The 17,345-nt window shown below is 71.8% G+C and carries 18 protein-coding genes and 1 riboswitch; of the genes, 12 read left to right on the forward strand and 6 right to left on the reverse strand.

Annotation, left to right across the window (positions count from 1 at the left end; translation table 11 throughout):
- Nucleotides 1-48 precede the first annotated feature (48 nt).
- Nucleotides 49-735: a DUF5995 family protein gene (locus ABZO29_RS37255; protein WP_367324598.1), complete on the reverse strand. Its 687-nt coding sequence runs from the start codon at nucleotides 733-735 to the stop codon at nucleotides 49-51.
- A gap of 173 nt (nucleotides 736-908) precedes the next feature.
- Between ABZO29_RS37255 and ABZO29_RS37260 the strand changes: the two genes are divergently transcribed.
- Both ABZO29_RS37260 and ABZO29_RS37265 read left to right on the forward strand, forming a co-directional pair.
- Nucleotides 909-2,009 carry a glycoside hydrolase family 6 protein gene (locus ABZO29_RS37260; RefSeq protein ID WP_367326344.1) on the forward strand — a complete coding sequence of 367 codons (1,101 nt, stop codon included), beginning with the start codon at nucleotides 909-911 and terminating at the stop codon, nucleotides 2,007-2,009.
- 72 nt (nucleotides 2,010-2,081) lie between these two features.
- Entirely contained in the window at nucleotides 2,082-2,540 is a 459-nt protein-coding gene (locus ABZO29_RS37265; protein WP_367324599.1) for an acyl-CoA thioesterase, read from the forward strand.
- Here the strand turns inward: ABZO29_RS37265 and ABZO29_RS37270 are convergent.
- On the reverse strand, nucleotides 2,500-3,711 hold the full coding sequence (locus tag ABZO29_RS37270) for an MFS transporter (RefSeq protein ID WP_367324600.1): 1,212 nt from the start codon (nucleotides 3,709-3,711) through the stop codon (nucleotides 2,500-2,502). The two genes, ABZO29_RS37265 and ABZO29_RS37270, sit on opposite strands and share 41 nt — an antisense overlap.
- A gap of 189 nt (nucleotides 3,712-3,900) precedes the next feature.
- Here ABZO29_RS37270 and ABZO29_RS37275 point away from each other — a divergent pair, with 189 nt between their 5' ends.
- A complete protein-coding gene (locus ABZO29_RS37275; RefSeq protein ID WP_367324601.1) occupies nucleotides 3,901-5,172 on the forward strand; it encodes an ROK family transcriptional regulator in 1,272 nt (423 codons plus the stop codon).
- Here ABZO29_RS37275 and ABZO29_RS37280 read toward each other — a convergent pair.
- The 3 genes from ABZO29_RS37280 to ABZO29_RS37290 all read right to left on the reverse strand — a co-directional run bounded on the left by ABZO29_RS37280 (nucleotide 5,169) and on the right by ABZO29_RS37290 (nucleotide 7,241).
- The gene (locus ABZO29_RS37280; protein WP_367324602.1) at nucleotides 5,169-5,471 is read right to left on the reverse strand and encodes a hypothetical protein; all 303 of its coding nucleotides are present in this window, start codon (nucleotides 5,469-5,471) and stop codon (nucleotides 5,169-5,171) included. The two genes, ABZO29_RS37275 and ABZO29_RS37280, sit on opposite strands and share 4 nt — an antisense overlap.
- A gap of 51 nt (nucleotides 5,472-5,522) precedes the next feature.
- Nucleotides 5,523-6,263, reverse strand: a complete 741-nt coding sequence (locus ABZO29_RS37285; protein WP_367324603.1) for an SDR family oxidoreductase — start codon at nucleotides 6,261-6,263, stop codon at nucleotides 5,523-5,525.
- A gap of 90 nt (nucleotides 6,264-6,353) precedes the next feature.
- Nucleotides 6,354-7,241 carry an RNA polymerase sigma-70 factor gene (locus ABZO29_RS37290; protein ID WP_367324604.1) on the reverse strand — a complete coding sequence of 296 codons (888 nt, stop codon included), beginning with the start codon at nucleotides 7,239-7,241 and terminating at the stop codon, nucleotides 6,354-6,356.
- A 333-nt stretch (nucleotides 7,242-7,574) separates the two neighbouring features.
- Nucleotides 7,575-7,705, forward strand: a riboswitch (FMN riboswitch).
- A gap of 146 nt (nucleotides 7,706-7,851) precedes the next feature.
- Here ABZO29_RS37290 and ABZO29_RS37295 point away from each other — a divergent pair.
- From ABZO29_RS37295 to ABZO29_RS37335, 9 genes are all read left to right on the forward strand, one after another.
- On the forward strand, nucleotides 7,852-8,457 hold the full coding sequence (locus ABZO29_RS37295) for a riboflavin synthase (protein ID WP_367324605.1): 606 nt from the start codon (nucleotides 7,852-7,854) through the stop codon (nucleotides 8,455-8,457).
- On the forward strand, nucleotides 8,454-9,095 hold the full coding sequence (locus ABZO29_RS37300) for a nicotinamide riboside transporter PnuC (protein WP_367324606.1): 642 nt from the start codon (nucleotides 8,454-8,456) through the stop codon (nucleotides 9,093-9,095). The genes ABZO29_RS37295 and ABZO29_RS37300 overlap by 4 nt, the downstream gene beginning before the upstream one ends.
- Entirely contained in the window at nucleotides 9,092-10,381 is a 1,290-nt protein-coding gene (locus ABZO29_RS37305) for a bifunctional 3,4-dihydroxy-2-butanone-4-phosphate synthase/GTP cyclohydrolase II (protein WP_367324607.1), read from the forward strand. Before ABZO29_RS37300 ends, ABZO29_RS37305 begins: the two co-directional genes overlap by 4 nt.
- Nucleotides 10,382-10,406: 25 nt before the next feature.
- Nucleotides 10,407-10,892: a 6,7-dimethyl-8-ribityllumazine synthase gene (gene ribH, locus ABZO29_RS37310; RefSeq protein WP_367324608.1), complete on the forward strand. Its 486-nt coding sequence runs from the start codon at nucleotides 10,407-10,409 to the stop codon at nucleotides 10,890-10,892.
- Nucleotides 10,893-10,926: 34 nt separating this feature from the next.
- Nucleotides 10,927-11,199: a phosphoribosyl-ATP diphosphatase gene (locus ABZO29_RS37315; protein WP_007491392.1), complete on the forward strand. Its 273-nt coding sequence runs from the start codon at nucleotides 10,927-10,929 to the stop codon at nucleotides 11,197-11,199.
- Between the two features lie 63 nt (nucleotides 11,200-11,262).
- A complete protein-coding gene (gene hisG, locus ABZO29_RS37320; RefSeq protein WP_367324609.1) occupies nucleotides 11,263-12,111 on the forward strand; it encodes an ATP phosphoribosyltransferase in 849 nt (282 codons plus the stop codon).
- Nucleotides 12,112-12,120: 9 nt separating this feature from the next.
- Nucleotides 12,121-12,576: a PH domain-containing protein gene (locus tag ABZO29_RS37325; protein WP_367324610.1), complete on the forward strand. Its 456-nt coding sequence runs from the start codon at nucleotides 12,121-12,123 to the stop codon at nucleotides 12,574-12,576.
- Between the two features lie 227 nt (nucleotides 12,577-12,803).
- Nucleotides 12,804-14,129: a hemolysin family protein gene (locus tag ABZO29_RS37330; protein ID WP_367324611.1), complete on the forward strand. Its 1,326-nt coding sequence runs from the start codon at nucleotides 12,804-12,806 to the stop codon at nucleotides 14,127-14,129.
- Nucleotides 14,126-15,211 (forward strand): hemolysin family protein, encoded by a 1,086-nt coding sequence (locus tag ABZO29_RS37335; RefSeq protein ID WP_367324612.1) that lies wholly within the window; start codon nucleotides 14,126-14,128, stop codon nucleotides 15,209-15,211. The genes ABZO29_RS37330 and ABZO29_RS37335 overlap by 4 nt, the downstream gene beginning before the upstream one ends.
- A gap of 72 nt (nucleotides 15,212-15,283) precedes the next feature.
- Here the strand turns inward: ABZO29_RS37335 and ABZO29_RS37340 are convergent, their stop codons facing one another.
- On the reverse strand, nucleotides 15,284-17,149 hold the full coding sequence (locus ABZO29_RS37340; RefSeq protein WP_367324613.1) for an AAA family ATPase: 1,866 nt from the start codon (nucleotides 17,147-17,149) through the stop codon (nucleotides 15,284-15,286).
- Nucleotides 17,150-17,345 lie beyond the last annotated feature (196 nt).

Raw genomic sequence — 17,345 nt, forward strand, 5'->3', positions numbered from 1 at the left:
CAACGTTCACACAAGAGTTGGGGCGCTCGGGCCGCAGGAGTGCCCGGATCAGTCCGGTAGTGGCGTGAGCAGCATGCGTCCCGCGAGCCCCACCGCCGCATCGAGGTGGTCCGTGAACTCCTCGGCGACATCGGGCAGTCCGCGCAGCGCCCACAGCGCCCGCGCCGCGGTCCAGGTGGCGTCCCGGGCGCGCTCCAGGCTCCACGATCCGAGCAGATGGGTGAGCGGGTCGGCGATCTGCAGGAGGTCGGGGCCCGGCATCAGATCCTCGCGGATGCGCTCCTCCAGCGAGAGGAGGAGCTCGCCCACGCGGTCGAACTCGTCTTCCAGGTCGGCCGGTTCGCAGTCGAGGCTACGACAGGCGTCCACGACCGCGAGCGCCAGATCGTGGCCGATGTGCGCATTGATGCCCGCCAGCGCGAACTGCAGCGGTCGTACGCCGGGATGGCGGCGCATCTGGAACAGCGGCCGCCAGCAGGCCGGTGTGCGCCGCCCGACCGCCGCCGCGTCCACCGCCGCCAGATAGCGCTCCGCGAACCGCACGTCCAGCGTGATCGCGGCCCGCGCGTCCGCGAACCGCCCGGCGTCGATGTGCCGGTCGACCGCCTCCGTGACGGCGAGGTAGACGCGGTTGAAGACGGCGACCCCGTCCCGGGCGGGCAGGGCCGCGTCCAGGGCGCGCATACGGGAGACGACCGTGTCGACAGGGGTGGTGAACTGTTCCAATTGCGCCATGTGGGCAGGGTCCCAGTCCTAGGCTTTCCGGGGTGCCGGCGGGCCCGGGGCTTCCCCAGAACGGGGGAACGCGTCCGCCGCGCGGGAGGGGGAAGCACACCGTGTCAGGCTTACGTGCCCAGCGACTCGCCGCACGCAGAGCCGAACGCAGGCGTGCCGTCCGGCGCGGCGCCATGGCCGCGGCGGCCTCGGTCGTCGTCGCGGTCGGCACGGTGACGGGGATGGTGGCCGCGCTCGACGACGGACACGGCTCGGACGAGGCCGGGCCCGACGTGACCGCCGCTCCGCGCCCGGAGTCGCCCTCCGTAATGCCGTCGGTGTCCGTCTCTCCTTCGTCTTCGAAGACCTTGCGGGAGAGCCCCACGCCCTCGCCCGGCAGGACCGGAACGAAGCGGCAGACCACCTCGGTGAACAGCCGCCTCTACCGCCACCCCGAGTCCCAGGTCCTCGACTGGGTCCGCGCCAACCCCGGTGATCCGCGTCGCGCCGTCATAGAGTCCCGCATCGCCGACCGGCCGGCGGCGGTCTGGTTCGCCGACCACACGCCGGCGACGATCACTTCACGGGTCCGCGCGGTGACCTCGGGCGCCGTCGCGCAGGGGCGGGTGCCCGTCGTCGTGGCGTACGCGATCCCGGACCGTGACTGCGGAGGAGCCTCCCAGGGCGGGGCGCCCGACCTCGACGCCTACGACGCGTGGATCGACCGGTTCGCCGCGGGGCTGGGCTCCGGTGAGGTCATCGTCGTGCTCGAGCCCGACTCGATCGCCCAGTCCGGGTGCCTCACGGGCGGGCAGCGCGCCGACCGGTTCGCCTCGCTGTCCCGCGCCGGCCGTGTCCTCAAGGCCGCGAACCCGAGGACGCGCGTCTACTACGACGCCGGGCATTCGGGCTGGAACCCCCCGGCGAAGCAGGCGGCGTGGCTGAAACAGGCGGGCGCCGCCTCGGCCGCGTCCTCCGACGGCATCTTCAGCAATGTCTCCAACTTCCACACCACGGCCGACGAGATCGCCTACGACCGGCAGGTCCTCGACGCCCTCGGCGGTCCCGCGGGGCTGGGTGCCGTCATCGACACCAGCCGCAACGGCAACGGCGCGCCCACCGACGGAACGTGGTGCGACCCCGACGGGCGCAAGATCGGCACTGCGCCCACGACGAACACCGGGAAGGCGCGCATCGACGCCTACCTGTGGGTGAAGCTGCCGGGGGAGTCCGACGGATGCAAGGGGTCTCCCGGCACGTTCACGCCTTCGTACGCCTACGACCTGGCGCGCTGACGGGCTGAGCGTCCGCTTAGGATGGGTTGGTTGCCCCGTACACCCGTCCCGTGCGCCCCAGGAGTCCGCCCCGTGACCGCCGAAGCCCCGCTCGCCCCCGCCCTGTCGTACGGCCGGCTCGTTCCCGTCACCGTCCACTTCGACGACCTGGACGCGCTCGGCCTGCTGCACAACGCCCGCTATCCGCTGATGGTGGAGCGGGCGTGGACCGGGCTGTGGCAGGAGTACGGCATCCGTTTCGAGGGGGACTGGGCCGCGGCCGGGGACGCCTGCAACGCGGTCAAGGAGCTGCGGATCACCTACGAGGCCCCGGTCACCCGGACCGGCACCTACGCCGTCCACCTCTGGCTGGAGCGACTCGGCACCACCGGCCTGACGTACGGCTTCCGCTTCTGCTCGGCGGACGGCGCGGTCACCTACGCGCAGGGTCTCCGCGTCCTGGTCAGGCTGGACGCGCAGACCCTGCGGCCTGCTCCGTGGAGCGACGCGTTCAGGGTCGCGGGTCGGGCACTGCTGCGCTCGGCCGACTGACCTTCGGCCGGTCCCGCTCGCCCGCGCGCAGGACGCCCGCGAACGCCGCGAGCCCGCACGCCAGCACCGTCACCAGACCGAACGACACCACCAGGCTGGTCGCCTGCGCCACCCCGCCGATCAGGCTCGGTGCGATGAGGCCGGAGGTGTACGTGATCGTCGCCACGCCCGCGATGGCCTGACTGGGGTTCGGGCCGCTGTGGCCCGCCGCCGCGAAACACAGCGGTACGACGACCGCGATGCCCAGCCCCATCAGCGCGAACCCGGCCATGGCCACGGCAGGATGGCCCGCGACGACGATGAGCAGGCCACCGGCGGCGGCGAGGAACCCTCCCGCCCGGACCGTGCGGACCGCGCCGAAGCGGTTGACCACCGAGTCCCCCACGATCCGGGCCGCTGCCATGGTCAGCATGAAACCGGTCGTGCAGGCGGCCGCGAGACCCGCCGACGCCTCCAGCTGGTCGCGCAGATAGATCGCGGACCAGTCCAGGCTCGCGCCCTCCGCGAACACCGCGCAGAACCCGACCGCCCCGATCAGCAGCGCGGACCTGGGCGGCAGCGCGAACCGCGGCGGCGGCTCCTCGTCCTCGGCGGGCCGCAGGTCGAGCACCCAGTGGCAGGCTGCGACGCCGAGCAGAGTGAGCGTCGCGGCCGCCAGCGCGAAGTGCAGACGCGCGTCCGAACCCAGGTGCGCGGCGAGCGTGCCGGCGGCCGAGCCGATCAGGGCGCCCGCGCTCCACATACCGTGCAGACCGGACATGATCGACTTGCCGAGCAGGCGCTCCACCTCGACGCCCAGGGCGTTCATCGCGACGTCGGCCATGCCGGCGGTCGCGCCGTACGTGAACATCGCCAGGCACAGCGTGTACAGGTTCGTCGCGAAGGAGGGCAGGACCAGGGACAGCGTCCACAGCGCGATCAGGCCGCGCAGGGTCGTTCGGCTGCCGAAGCGGTGGGTGATCCGGCCGGCCAGCGGCATGGAGCAGGAGGCGCCGAACGCCGTGAAGGCCAGGGCGATGCCGAGCTGTCCGGCACCGAGGGAGGCATGGTCCTGGATCCACGGCACGCGCGTGGCGAACGAGCCGGTGACGGCGCCGTGCACGGCGAAGACGGCCGCCACCGCGTACCGGGCGTGCCGTACCTGCGCTGGTGCGTAGACCACTGTGCTCATTCTCGGGCCCCTCCCGGCTCGGTGTCGCCCCTCTGCGCCGCTCTGCCCATGCGGGAGCCGCATGGCCCCGCCGCGCTGCCGTAAACTATCAGGGACCCTGCCTGATAGATAGTCGATTAAGCCCGCCGGGCGCGGAGCCGCCCGCCGCCGACTGCCGTGCGGCCCCGCCGATCTGGAAGGATTTCCGGCATGCCCGCATCCCCGAGCACCGCCCGGGCCATCAACGACCGGCTCGCCCTGCGACTGCTGCAGCAGGAAGGCCCGCTGACGGCGGGGCAGTTGAAGCAGCTGACCGGCCTGTCCCGGCCGACGGTCGCGGACCTCGTCGAACGCCTCACCGCCGGCGGTCTGATCGAGGTGGTCGGGGAGTCGGGCGAGCAGCGGCGCGGCCCCAACGCGAAGCTGTACGGCATCGTCGCCGACCGCGCCCACCTGGCCGCGCTGGACGTCCGCACGGAAGGCGTCTCCGTGGTCGTGTCCGACCTGCTCGGCCGGGTCCTCGCCGAGGCGTCGGTGCCGATCGGGGGCGACACCGGCACCGGTCCCGCGGTGGAGCAGGCGGTGACTCTCGTCGAGCGGGTGGCGAAGGAGGCGGGGGCCGACCGGCTGCACACCGTCGGCATCGGGGCACCCGGCCTGATCGACCCGGCGAGCGGCGAACTCCGTGACTCCACGGGCCTGCCCGAGTGGCACCGCCGGCTCGTGGCCGCCCTCCAGGAACGGCTCCCGGACGCCCGCGTCATCGTCGAGAACGAGACCAACCTCTCCGCGCTCGCGGAACAACGTGAGGGTGCCGCCCGTGACCGGGACACCTTCGTCCTGCTGTGGCTGGGCCATGGCACGGGCGCGGCAGTCGTCCTCGACGGCGCCCTCCGCCGCGGCGCCTCCGGTGGCACGGGGGAGATCGGCTTCCTGCCGGTACCGGGCACGTCCGGAGTGCCTTCGGCGACGGACTGCGAGGGGGGTTTCCACTCCCTCGGGGGGTCGGCGGCGATCGCTCGGCTCGCGGGGGAGTACGGGGTGGAGGGGGAGACGGCGGGGCACGAGCCGGTGGCGGCGGAGCTGGTGCGGGCGGCGGTGGCGCGCGTGCGGGGTGAGGTGGGCGACGCCGCGGGGAGCCCGTCCGGGGAGACCTCGGCCGGCCGGCGGCCCGGCCCGGCCCGCGGCCCGGCTCCCACTGCCGACGCCCGCTTCCTCGACGCGCTCGCCGACCGCCTCGCCATAGGGGTCGCATCAGTCGTCGCCGTTCTGGATCCCGGGTGCGTGGTCCTCGGCGGTGAGGTCGGGCAGGCCGGCGGGCCCGAACTCGCCGCGCGGGTGGCGGAGCGGCTGCGCCGGATGTCGCCGCTGTCCACCGAGGTCCGCGCCGGCGTCCTCGGCGGCGGCGCGGTCCTGCGCGGCGCGCTGCTGACCGCGCGGGACCGGGCTCAGGACGAGGTGTTCGCACCGCCGGAGCGTTAGTCGGCCGGTGCCGGCACCGGCTCAGGGGCGCAGGCCGGCCACAGCAGCAGGGCCGGGAGCACCACCGCTGCCGCCGGCAACCCCGTCGGACCCGCCCCGCTCGCGGCCGAGAGTGGCTCCGAATGCCGGGTGTGGAACACCGGATGGGGCACCGAAGCGGTCGGATACGCCACCAGCGCGGTCAGGACCAGCCGCCGCTCCGTCGTCGCGACCGCCACGCACAGCATCACGGCGAGCGCGAGACACAAGCCGCCGAGGTCCCGCAGCACCTGCTCGTTGCAGGGCGGGAGCAGCGACACCCGGCGCCACTGGCGAGAAGCCCGAGCCCGGCCGCGGCAGGGCGCGCCGGCTCATCCGTGCCTCCTGTCGAGGTGCTCCTCGAAAGTCCCCTTGCCGACGGCCAGTTCGGGTGTCAGATGCCCCCCGGTCCGGAAGGCCCGGTACGCCTTGCCCCACAGCGGCACGTTTACGACGACCCGCCGCCGCCCTGTCGCCTTCAGATACGCCCGGGCCAGCGACTCGAACGACCGCACCTCGGGCCCGCCCATGTCCTCTACCCGCCCCGCCGGCGCGCCCTCCGCCAGCCGCGCCAACCGGTCCGCGACCTCGGCCACCTCGATCGGCTGGTCCGGTACGCCGGCCGGCAGCAGCATCACCGGCGGTTTGGCCAGCCCCTGGAGCACCCGCACGAGCAGGTCGTGGAACTGGGTGGTGCGCAGCACGGTCCAGCCGAGTCCCGACTCCTCGACGAGCCTCTCCACCGCGAGCTTCGACCGGTAGTAGCCGAACGGCACCCGGTCGACGCCCACGATGGAGATGTAGACCAGGTGGCCCACACCCGCCCGCCGTGCCGCCGCGATCAGGTTCGTCGCCGCCTGCTCGTCGCCGCCGCGCGGGGAACTCGCGCAGTGCACGATCGTGTCCACGCCCCCGACCGCCGCGTCAAGGCCGATGCCGCCTTCCCGCAAGTCCACGGCGTACGGCTGGGCGTGCCGGCTGAGCACCCGCACCTCGTGCCCGGCCGCGCGCAGCCGCTCGGTGACGAGCCGGCCGAGCGTTCCGGTGCCGCCGGTCACCAGGATCGTCGTCATGGCGTTCAGTCCCTTCCGAGGCCGGGCGCTCCGGGGTGGAGCGCCCTACGCCAGCTGAGACCGATTGGCCACGCGAAATGTGACAGGCGTCTACAGCCGCGTGAGCTGACGGCGTACGAAGTCCAGCTTGTCCGGGTTCACCACGACCCGCACATGCGCGATCAGACCGTCCCGCACCTCGAACGCGACGATCCCGACGAGCGTGTCGCCCGCCCACGCCGCCAGGCCGGTCTCGCCGTTGACCTCGATCGACGTGTAGACCAGGCCTGCCGCGAACCGCTGGGCCCCGCCGGCGACCAGCCGGCTGACCTTGTCGCGCCCCTCGACCGGCCGCCGGGCCGCGCTGACCTTGCCGCCGCCGTCGCTCGACCAGGTCACATCGGCCACGAGCAGCTTCTCGAGGCCGGCCAGATCGCCGTCCCGGGCCGCCGCGACGAAGGAGGCGACCAACTCCTCCCACCGCTCCGGGGTGGGTTCGAAACGGGACTGCGGCTCACCCACCCGCTGCACCGCCCGCCGGTACAGCTGACGGCAGTTGGCCTCGCTCAGTTCCAGAGCCTCGGCGATCTCCCGGTGCCCGTACCCGAACGCCTCCCGCAGCACGTACACCGCCCGCTCGGTCGGCGTGAGCCGCTCCAGCAGGACCAGCATCGCCATCGACACGGCGTCGCGCTGCTCGGCCGACTCCAGCGGGCCGAGCGTGCCGTCCGAGGTGACGACGGGCTCCGGCAGCCAGGTCCCCACGTACTGCTCGCGCCGCGCCCGGGCGGACGTCAGCCGGTTGAGGCAGAGGTTGGTGACGACCTTGGCGAGCCATGCGCCCGGGTGCTCGATCTCCGTGCGCACTGCGCCGCTGAAGCGCAGGTAGGCGTCCTGGACCGTGTCCTCCGCCTCGTCGGCGGAGCCGAGCATGCGGTAGGCCAGACCGAACAGCCGGGGGCGGTGGCTCTCGAACTCGTCGGCGATCGCTGTCGTCATGCGTTCACCCTGCCAGAAGGGTGACGGCGGAAGGTGGGAGGCCCGGCGGCGGGCAAGGGCCGTCGTCACCACCGCCGGGCCGGTCTGCGCCGGAGCTGCGAAGTCCCCTACCGCGACTGGTCCTTGGCGCTCCAGGGAGATTGCGACCGACCCTAGAAAGGACTAGACCAAATCGTCAATAGGTATGGACCAATCTCAAGCGGGGTCGCCGGCCCGGTAGTTGGCTCCGTGTCGACCGCCCGAGAAGTCCAGCGACATGGCCTGTGAGCCACCCCACACCGTTCGCCCGTATGGACCGCGATCAGGCGTGGCACACTGGCTCTGTACCAATAGCAGCGCACTCCGGGGTCGGTGAAAGTCCGAACCGGCGGTTACAGTCCGCGACCCGGTCGCTTCCAGCGGCCGGTTGACCAGGTGAAATTCCTGGACCGACGGTTAAAGTCCGGATGGGAGGCAGTGCGCGGCGGGCGGGCATGCGTGCGCGCCGCCGACCGGTTCGTCCATGGGGCGAGCACCGTCCGGCGTCGCTTCCGGTGTCCCTGCCCGTGTTCTCTGTCGTCATCGACAGGCCCCGGAGTCCGTGCCCGAATGAGGCAGGAGGACCCGGGAAGTGTTCACCGGAATCGTCGAAGAGCTGGGTGAGGTCACCGCCGTCGAGAACCTCGGCGACGCCTCCCGCTTCCGGCTGCGCGGCCCCGTCGTGACCGACGGCGCGAAGCACGGCGACTCCATCGCCGTGAACGGGGTCTGTCTCACCGTCGTCGACCACGAGGGCGACGAGTTCACCGCCGACGTCATGGCGGAGACCCTCCACCGCTCCAGCCTCGGCGCCCTCACCGTCGGCTCCCGCGTCAACCTCGAGCGGCCCACCGCCGTGGGCGCACGCCTCGGCGGGCACATCGTGCAGGGCCATGTCGACGGCACCGGCCGGGTACTGGAGCGCAAGCCCTCCGAGAACTGGGAGATCGTGAAGGTCTCCCTCCCCGCGGACCTCGCCCGGTACGTGGTCGAGAAGGGCTCCGTCACGGTCGACGGCATCAGCCTCACCGTCGTCGACGCCGGCCCGGACTACTTCACCGTCAGCCTCATCCCCACCACCCTCGCCCTGACCACGCTCGGCCTCAAGCAGGCCGGCGACCCGGTCAACCTCGAGGTGGACATCGTCGCCAAGTACGTCGAGCGACTGATGGCCGCCGGTCAGGGGGCGGGTCGGTGAACCGGCTGAACTCCGAGGCGTTCGTCCTGTTCGACCAGCACATCCTCTGGTCGGACATGATCGGCAACGTCCTCGGTCTGATCGCCCTCGCCCTGGGCTGGCGGCGCTCCCTGCTGAGCTGGCCGGTGCAGTTCCTCTCCGGCCTCGTCCTCTTCGGAGCCTTCTTCGGTCACCTGACCGGCAGCGCGGGCAAGCAGGCCGTCGTCATGGCCGTCGCCCTGTACGGCTGGTGGCAGTGGAGCCGCGGCCAGAACCAGTCCGAGGACGGCCACATCGTCCCGCGCTTCGCCACCTGGCGAGAGCGGGCGGCCATGATCGCCGCCGCCGCAGCCGGCACGGTCGGGGTGGCCCTGCTCTTCAAGGCCTACCCGTCCCTGTCCTGGGACCCCTGGCCGGACGCCTACATCTTCGTGGGCACCATCGTCGCCATGTACGCCCAGGCCCGCGGCATGGTCGAGTTCTGGTTCGCCTGGCTCCTCGTCGACCTCGTGGGCGTGCCGCTGAACTTCGCCAACGGCTACGCCTTCTCCGGATTCGTCTACATCATCTACGGCGCGCTGGTCCTGTGGGGCATGCGCGACTGGTGGCTGCGCTCCCGCAGGACCGCGCAGCCCGCTCTGGAAGGAGCGCCGGCATGACCGCGGCACCGATCCTGTACAGCACCGACGGCTTCGAGGACTTCGCCCTCGACCCGATCGAGCAGGCCATCGCCGACATCGCGGCCGGCCGCCCGATCGTGGTCGTCGACGACGAGGACCGCGAGAACGAGGGCGACCTCGTCATCGCCGCCGAGAAGGTGACCCCCGAGATCGTCGCCTTCATGATGAGCGAGTGCCGCGGCCTGATCTGCGCCCCCATGGAGGGCGAGGAGCTGGACCGGCTGAAGCTCCCGCAGATGGTGGACGACAACACCGAGTCGATGAAGACGGCGTTCACCGTCTCCGTGGACGCGTCCGCCGCTCACGGGGTGACCACCGGCATCTCGGCCTCCGACCGTGCCACCACGCTTCGGATGCTCGCGAGCGGTGACTGCGAGCCCACGGACTTCGTCCGCCCGGGCCACATCTTCCCGCTGCGGGCCAAGCCCGGCGGCGTGCTCGTGCGCAACGGCCACACCGAGGCCGCCGTCGACCTCGCCCGCCTCGCGGGCCTGCGCCCAGCCGGCGCCATCGTCGAGATCGCCGGCGAGGACGGCCGCATGCTGCGCCTGCCCGAGCTGATCCCGTTCGCCCGCAAGCACGGCCTGACGATCATCTCCATAGAGGACCTGATCACCTACCGCCGCACCTCCGAGCCCACCGTCCGCCGCGAGGCCGAGACCCGGCTGCCCACCGCGCACGGCACCTTCACGGCGTACGGCTACCGCTCCACCGCCGACGGCGTGGAGCACGTCGCCCTGGTGCACGGAGAGATCGGCGCCGGCGAGGACGTCCTGGTCCGCGTCCACTCCGAGTGCCTCACCGGCGACATCTTCGCCTCACTGCGCTGCGACTGCGGGCCCCAGCTCGAAGCCTCCCTGCAGCGCATCCAGGCCGAGGGCAGGGGCGTGGTCGTCTACCTGCGCGGCCACGAGGGACGCGGCATCGGCCTGCTGTCCAAGCTGCGCGCGTACGAGCTGCAGGAACTCGGCCGCGACACCCTCGACGCCAACCTCGAACTCGGCCTGCCCGCCGACGCCCGCGACTACGGCGCCGGAGCACAGATCCTCGAGGACCTCGGCGTGCGCAGCGTGCGCCTGATGACCAACAACCCCGACAAGACCGACGCGCTCGTCCGCCACGGCCTCAAGGTCACCGGGCGCGAGCCGATGCCCGTACAGGCGGGCGAGCACAACCTCCGCTACCTGCGCACCAAGCGGGACCGGATGGGGCACGACCTGCCCTGGCTGGACACGCCCGCCGTGTCCACGTGCGGCAACCAGTAAGAGATCACCGAGGAGACACGAGAACGTGAGCGGCAAGGGTGCACCGGAACTGTCCGTACGCAACGTGGGCGACCTGCGGGTCGCCGTCGTCGCGGCGCAGTGGCACGAGAAGGTGATGGACGGTCTGGTGGACGGCGCCCTGCGCGCCCTGCACGATCTGGGCATCGACGAGCCGACCCTGCTGAGGGTCCCCGGCAGCTGGGAGCTGCCGGTGGTCGCCAAGGTCCTCGCCGGCCGCGGCTACGACGCGATCGTCGCGCTCGGCGTCGTCATCCGCGGCGGCACCCCCCACTTCGACTTCGTGTGCCAGGGCGTCACCCAGGGGCTGACGCAGGTCTCCGTCGAGACCGGCGTCCCTGTCGGCTTCGGCGTCCTCACCTGCGACACCGAGGAGCAGGCCCTGGACCGGGCCGGTCTGCCCGGCTCCAACGAGGACAAGGGGCACGAGGCGGTGACCGCCGCGGTGGCCACCGCGGCCACCCTCCGCTCAGTATCTGAACCGTGGCGTTAGGTGGTCCGGCACACCGCGTAAAGTGGGCGCCACCATGTCCAAGAAGACGTTCGAGGAGCTCTTCACCGAGCTCCAGCACAAGGCCGCCCACGGCGATCCCGCCACCTCCCGCACCGCCGAGCTGGTCGGCAAGGGTGTCCATGCCATCGGCAAGAAGGTCGTCGAGGAGGCCGCCGAGGTCTGGATGGCCGCCGAGTACGAGGGCAAGGAGGCGGCAGCCGAGGAGATCTCGCAGCTGCTGTACCACGTCCAGGTGATGATGGTCGCCCGTGGGATCTCCCTCGACGACGTCTACGCCCACCTCTGAGCCGTACCCCAGCACCCACCGTCGTACGAACCAAGCACGAACGAAGCAAAGGAAGCCGACCTCATGCTGCGCATCGCCGTCCCCAACAAGGGTTCACTGTCCGGCCCTGCGGCGGAGATGCTGCATGAGGCCGGCTACCAGCAGCGCCGCGAGTCCAAGGAACTGCGGATCGTCGACCCGGAGAACGAGGTCGAGTTCTTCTACCTCCGCCCCCGCGACATCGCGATCTACGTCTCCTCCGGCCGGCTCGACATCGGCATCACCGGCCGCGACCTCCTGATCGACTCCGGCGCCAACGCCGAGGAGATCCTGCCGCTCGGCTTCGCCCGCTCCACCTTCCGCTACGCCACCAAGCCGGGCGCGGCGAAGGGGGTTCAGGACCTGAGCGGCATGACGGTCGCCACCTCGTACGAGGGCATCGTCGCCAAGCACCTCGCCGACAACGGCATCGACGCCTCCGTCGTCCACCTCGACGGCGCCGTCGAGACCGCCATCGAGCTCGGCGTCGCCGAGGTCATCGCGGACGTCGTCGAGACCGGCACCTCCCTGCGCAACGCGGGCCTGGAGGTCATCGGCGAGCCCATCATGAAGTCCGAGGCCGTCGTGATCCGCCGTACCGGCGCGGACGGCGAGGAGCCCAAGGTGCAGCAGTTCCTGCGCCGCCTCCAGGGCGTCCTGGTGGCCCGGACGTACGTGATGATGGACTACGACATCCGCGCCGAGCACCTCGAAGAGGCCGTCGCCATCACCCCCGGCCTGGAGGGCCCGACGGTCTCCCCGCTGCACAACGAGGGCTGGGTCGCGGTCCGTGCCATGGTGCCGACCAAGGAGGCCCAGCGGATCATGGACGATCTGTACGCCATCGGGGCGCGGGCCATCCTGACCACCGCCATCCACGCCTGCCGTCTCTGAGGGGCGCAGATGTCCGAGCTGCCTGCTCTTCCCGTCACCTTCCGGCCGGGCCGCACCCGTGCCGTCCTGCTCACGGCCGGTGTCGCGATCTTCGTGGTGATCTCCGCGATCGCGATGCTGCTCGAGCAGCTCGGCCCGGGGGAGCGCCTCAGTTTCGTCCTCACCGGGGCCCTCATCTTCGGCGTGCTCGCGATGATCGCCCGGGTGAAGGTCGTCGCCGACGAGTCCGGCGTCACCGTGGTCAACATCGCCGGCAGGCGGCGCCTGGACTGGGCCGAAATCCTCCGGGTGAACCTGCGGCCCGGCGACCCCTGGGTGTTCCTCGACCTCAGCGACGGCACCAGCCTGCCCGCCCTCGGCATCCAGCCGGGCATCGCCAAGCAGCGGGCGATCGAGGACGCGCGCACGCTGCGGGCACTCGCCGAGGCCCGCTCCATCAGGGACCCCGAGCAACATCAGGGCTGACTCGGGGCCGTCCACCCTGCCGCAGTGGCGGGTGTCTTGATTAATCTGTTGGCGGAGGACTTTGCCCTGCGCCTCCGCCCCTGCTGTGCCGTGCCCGGCGCACAGGGGTTCCTGCTACCCGAGGAGTGACCCTCTCCGGCGATGGACGGATCGTCCTGTAGTACCTGCGCCGCCCCCTCCCGACATAGCGCGGACCCCCTCCGCGTGCATGCGGAGGCGGCGGCATCATGACCACCCCGTTGCTGCTCCTCGGAGCTGCGTTCCTGCTGATCCTCGCCAACGGCTTCTTCGTGGCCGCCGAGTTCGGTCTGGTCACGGTCGAGGCGACGGACGCCGAGAAGGCCGCCGCCGAGGGCGACCGACGTGCCCGTAGGGTCGCCGAGTCGCTCAAGGAGCTGTCCTTCCAGCTCTCCGGCACCCAGCTCGGCATCACCATCACCTCCCTCGTCGTCGGCATGCTCGCCGAACCGGCCCTCGCGGAGCTGCTGCACGGCCCGTTCACGGCCGTCGGCATACCCGAGGGCGCGGTGTCCGGAGTGACCGTGGTCGTCGGCATGCTGCTGGCCTCCGCCGTGCAGATGGTGATCGGCGAACTCGTGCCCAAGAACTGGGCGGTGTCGAAGCCGATGCAGGTCGCGCGCTTCGTCGCGGGCCCGCAGCACGCCTTCGCGCGCCTGTTCCGCCCGGTCATCGCCGGCCTGAACGCGGTCGCCAACCGCCTCGTCCGTGCGATGGGCGTCGAGCCCGCCGAGGAGCTGGCCTCCGCCCGCACCCCCGGCGAACTCGTCTCGCTGGCCCGGCACTCGGCCCAGGCGGGCACCCTGGAGCAGGACACGGCGGATCTGTTCGTACGGACACTGTCCCTGGGTGACCTGACCGCGCAGCACGTCATGACCCCGCGCGTGAAGGTCAGCGCGCTGCAGTCGTCGGCGACCGCCGAGGACGTGGTCAACCTGACCCGCGCCACCGGCCTGTCGCGCTTCCCCGTCTACCGGGAGAGGATCGACGAGATCGCCGGCATGGTCCATCTCAAGGACGCCCTGGCCGTCCCGGTGCACGAACGGCTGCGCACCCCCGTCGGCCGCATCGCCCGCCCGGCGCTGCTCGTCCCCGAGACGCTCCCCGTCCAGCCCCTCCTCGCCCGGCTGCGCAGCGAGCAGCCCATCGCGGTCGTCGTCGACGAGTACGGCGGTACGGCGGGCGTCGTGACCCTGGAGGACATCGTCGAGGAGATCGTCGGCGAGGTCCGCGACGAACACGACGGCCAGGACGTGCCCGAACTCGCCGCCGCCCCTCCGGAGGACGGCCGGCCCGCCTGGGACGCCGACGGCAGCTGCCGCGTCGACATCCTGCGGCGCATAGGCCTCGACGTGCCCGAAGGACCGTACGAGACCGTCGCCGGCCTGGTCGCCGACCTGCTCGGCCGTATCCCCGCCGCCGGCGACAAGGCCGAACTCCCGGGCTGGCGGCTGACGGTCCGCCGGGTCGGTCACTACCGCGCCGAAAGGGTTCGGCTGGTCAGGACGGGGACCGTTGTGGAGGCCGCCCGATGAGCCTGGTCCAACTCCTCTTCGCCGCGCTGCTCGTGCTCGCCAACGGCTTCTTCGTCGGCGCCGAGTTCGCGCTCGTCTCCGTGCGGCGCAGCCAGATCGAGCCGCTGGGCACGGCGCGTGCCCGGCAGGTCCTCTACGGCCTCGAGCGGCTGCCGCAGATGATGGCGGCGGCCCAGTTCGGCATCACCGTCTGCTCGCTGACGCTGGGTGCGGTGGCCGAGCCGACGGTGGCGCATCTGCTGGAGCCGGTGTTCGAGTGGATGCACCTCCCGGAGGGGATGATCCACCCCCTCGGCTATGTGATCGCGCTCGCGGCCGTGGTCTTCTTCCACCTGGTGATCGGCGAGATGGTGCCGAAGAACCTCGCGATGGCGGCTCCGGAGAAGGCCGCGCTCTGGCTCAGCCCCGGCCTCGTCGCCTTCGCCCGCCTGTGCAGGCCGATCACCGTGGCCCTCGGCGCCTGCGCCCGGGCCGTCCTGCGGCTCTTCCGCGTCGAGCCCAAGGACGAGGTCGAGGCGGTGTTCACGAGTGAACAGCTGAACCGGCTGGTGGAGGACTCCGGCCAGGCGGGACTGCTCGACCCCGAGGAACAGGAACGCCTGGAGGACGCCCTGGAACTGGGCTCGCGCCCGGTGACGGACGTGTTGCTGCGGCGCGAGTCCCTGGTGACCGTCCCTCCGTCGGTCACCCCCGGCCGGATCGTCGAGCTCACCGCCCGCACCGGGTACTCCCGCTTTCCCGTCGCTGCGGAGAAGGGTGCCTTCATGGGCTACCTGCACGTGAAGGACGTACTCGACCTGGAGGACTCCCAACGGGCGGTTCCTCAGCAGCTCTGGCGGCCCATGACGACGCTGAGGTCCGAGCTGCCGCTCGACGACGCGTTGACGGTGATGCGACGGGCGGCGACGCACTTGGCGCAGGTGGCGGACGCGTCCGGGAAGGTGCTGGGGCTCGTCGCGCTGGAGGACGTACTGGAGCTGCTGGTCGGCGAGGTACGGGATCCGGCACACCGGGAGACACCCAAGATCAAGCTGACGGAGCCGCGCGTGAGCGGGGAGCCGGAGGGAGTGCTGGCGAGCTGAGATGGCCGCCGGCGCCGGTGCGGGCGGGTGAGTGCCGCTCGCCCGCACCGGCGGGGTGCTGCCCCGCGCCGGCTACATCGCCGACGGATCCTGCGGCCCCCGCCCCGACAGCACTTCCCCATACGCCTGCATCAGGTCCGGCAGCCGCAATGTCGACAAATCGTCCCGCGACAACACGCCCGGATAAGTCGACAACCGCAGATCCCGATACGCACAGCTCTTCTCGTACAGCGTCCGCAGGAACCGCCCGTTCCCCAACTCGTCGATCCATCCCTGATCGACGACATGGCCCGCGATCGACCGCAGCTCGTCCAGTGCCTCCTCGTCCCACACGTCACCGTTCTCCGCGGCGAGCACCTCGCCGATGGACGTCAGCTCGAGAGGACGGTACGAGGGAAAGTCGACCCGGGTCGTGAAGCGCGACGACAGTCCGGGGTTTGCGGTGAGCAGGCGGTCCATGCCCTCGGGATAGCCGGCGAGGATCACCACGAGGTGGTCCCGGTTGTCCTCCGCCCGCTTCAGCAGTACCTGCAGCGCCTCGTCCCCGTACGCGTCCCCCTTCCCGTACCCGGAGTTGGAGAGCGAGTACGCCTCGTCGACGAACAGCACGCCGCCCAGAGCGGAGTCGATCAGCTCGTTGGCCTTGACCGCCGTCTGGCCCAGGTACTCACCCACCAGGTCGGCCCGCTGTGCCTCCACCAGGTGGTCGCCGCCGAGCAGACCGAGCGCATAGAAGACCCGGCCGAGGATGCGGGCCACCGTCGTCTTGCCGGTGCCGGAGGGGCCGGAGAAGACGAAGTGCCGTTTGGGCGGCTGCACCGGCAGACCCTGCCCGGCCCGCAGCCGCGCCATGTTCAACTGCGCCGACAACGCCTTGACCTGGCGCTTCACAGGCTCCAGGCCCACCATGCGCTCGAGCTCGGCGAGCGCCTCCTCCAGCAGGGCGGGATCGGTCGGACCGGCGGGCAGCGCCGACGAGGGGACGGCGGACTTCTCGCGCACCGCCGGGTCGACGACCGACGGCAGCGGGCCGACGGGCGGCAGGTCGGGGTCGGTGAGCCGCAGGTCGCGGCCCTCGGTACCGAAGAGCGGGTCCAGCCCGTCCGGACCGTCCATGCTGTCCTGCCCGATCCCGGTGAGCGTGATCGCCGCGAGGTCGGCAGGGTCGTCGTACCCGTCGCCCTCGGCGATCGCCGCGAGCCGGGCGGAGGTGTCCATGAACGCCGGGTCGACGCGGTGCACCGCCCGGTAGAGGGGGAGCGCCGCCGCCGAGCGGCCGGTGCCCTCGTGGGCCCGCGCCAGCCAGTACCGCAGCTCCTTGCGCTGCGGCTGCTCGCTGCGGCAGCGCATCAGGGCCGCGGACAGCAGCGGTTCTGCCTGGCCGTACATCTCCAGGCGGACGCGGGCCATCCCGCCGAACAGACCGGCCTCGATGCCGAGCAGCGGATCGTCGAGGAGCGGGTCGGTGTGCCGGACCAGCTGCTCCCAGTCCTTGACGAGGTAGGCGCGGCAGGCGTGCAGGAAGCGGACCTGGTGGTCGGTGTCCACGGGCGGGAGGCCCGCCAGCGCCCGGTCCAGCTCCGGGACGTGGCGGCCGTCCAGCCAGTGCGAGGCGTGCGCCAGCAGCAGGTCGCGGGAGCTCTCGAGGACCGGCTGCACCCACCAGCCCAGCCAGTACCAGGAGTTCAGGGTGCGCCGGTGCCGGGCGCGCTGCTCCCCGAAGCGGTCCCGGTGCCGGAACATCCTGAGCAGCGCGGTCGTGGTGTCCACGCGCAGCGCGTGCAGGCCGAGCCACCCGTCGGCCATCCCGGGATCGATCCGCACCGCGGTGCGGAACTCCTCCTCCGCCTGCGGATAGGCGCCCATCGTGTAGGCATCCACACCTCGCAGCCAGGCGAGGTCGGCCGGGGCCTCGGGGCCCTGCGTGCCGAAATCCATCACGTCCCCCACAAACCGTGCCCCCGTCGGTATGCCGCCGGACCGTCGCCCGCCGGCTGCCTTGGTCGAACCGCTGTGCCGCGGACCGGAGTTGCAAGGTGCGCGAAGCAGCTGTCCGTAGGTCGCACCGAGGGCATCGTACCTGCGGGGTGTCGCCCGCCGAAGGGTGCCGCACACGCCGTTTGGCGAGGTGGGA

The sequence above is a fragment of the Streptomyces sp. HUAS ZL42 genome (assembly GCF_040782645.1).
In the GTDB taxonomy this organism is placed as follows: domain Bacteria; phylum Actinomycetota; class Actinomycetes; order Streptomycetales; family Streptomycetaceae; genus Streptomyces.

Excerpts from the sequence above, each read along its gene's own strand:
- ABZO29_RS37255 (WP_367324598.1), bottom strand. The coding sequence starts at position 735 with ATGGCGCAATTGGAACAGTTCACCACCCCTGTCGACACGGTCGTCTCC.
- ABZO29_RS37260 (WP_367326344.1), top strand. The coding sequence starts at position 909 with ATGGCCGCGGCGGCCTCGGTCGTCGTCGCGGTCGGCACGGTGACGGGG.
- ABZO29_RS37270 (WP_367324600.1), bottom strand. The coding sequence starts at position 3,711 with ATGAGCACAGTGGTCTACGCACCAGCGCAGGTACGGCACGCCCGGTAC.
- ABZO29_RS37275 (WP_367324601.1), top strand. The coding sequence starts at position 3,901 with ATGCCCGCATCCCCGAGCACCGCCCGGGCCATCAACGACCGGCTCGCC.
- ABZO29_RS37285 (WP_367324603.1), bottom strand. The coding sequence starts at position 6,263 with ATGACGACGATCCTGGTGACCGGCGGCACCGGAACGCTCGGCCGGCTC.
- ABZO29_RS37290 (WP_367324604.1), bottom strand. The coding sequence starts at position 7,241 with ATGACGACAGCGATCGCCGACGAGTTCGAGAGCCACCGCCCCCGGCTG.
- ABZO29_RS37305 (WP_367324607.1), top strand. The coding sequence starts at position 9,092 with ATGACCGCGGCACCGATCCTGTACAGCACCGACGGCTTCGAGGACTTC.
- ABZO29_RS37315 (WP_007491392.1), top strand. The coding sequence starts at position 10,927 with ATGTCCAAGAAGACGTTCGAGGAGCTCTTCACCGAGCTCCAGCACAAG.
- hisG (WP_367324609.1), top strand. The coding sequence starts at position 11,263 with ATGCTGCGCATCGCCGTCCCCAACAAGGGTTCACTGTCCGGCCCTGCG.
- ABZO29_RS37325 (WP_367324610.1), top strand. The coding sequence starts at position 12,121 with ATGTCCGAGCTGCCTGCTCTTCCCGTCACCTTCCGGCCGGGCCGCACC.
- ABZO29_RS37330 (WP_367324611.1), top strand. The coding sequence starts at position 12,804 with ATGACCACCCCGTTGCTGCTCCTCGGAGCTGCGTTCCTGCTGATCCTC.
- ABZO29_RS37335 (WP_367324612.1), top strand. The coding sequence starts at position 14,126 with ATGAGCCTGGTCCAACTCCTCTTCGCCGCGCTGCTCGTGCTCGCCAAC.
- ABZO29_RS37340 (WP_367324613.1), bottom strand. The coding sequence starts at position 17,149 with ATGGATTTCGGCACGCAGGGCCCCGAGGCCCCGGCCGACCTCGCCTGG.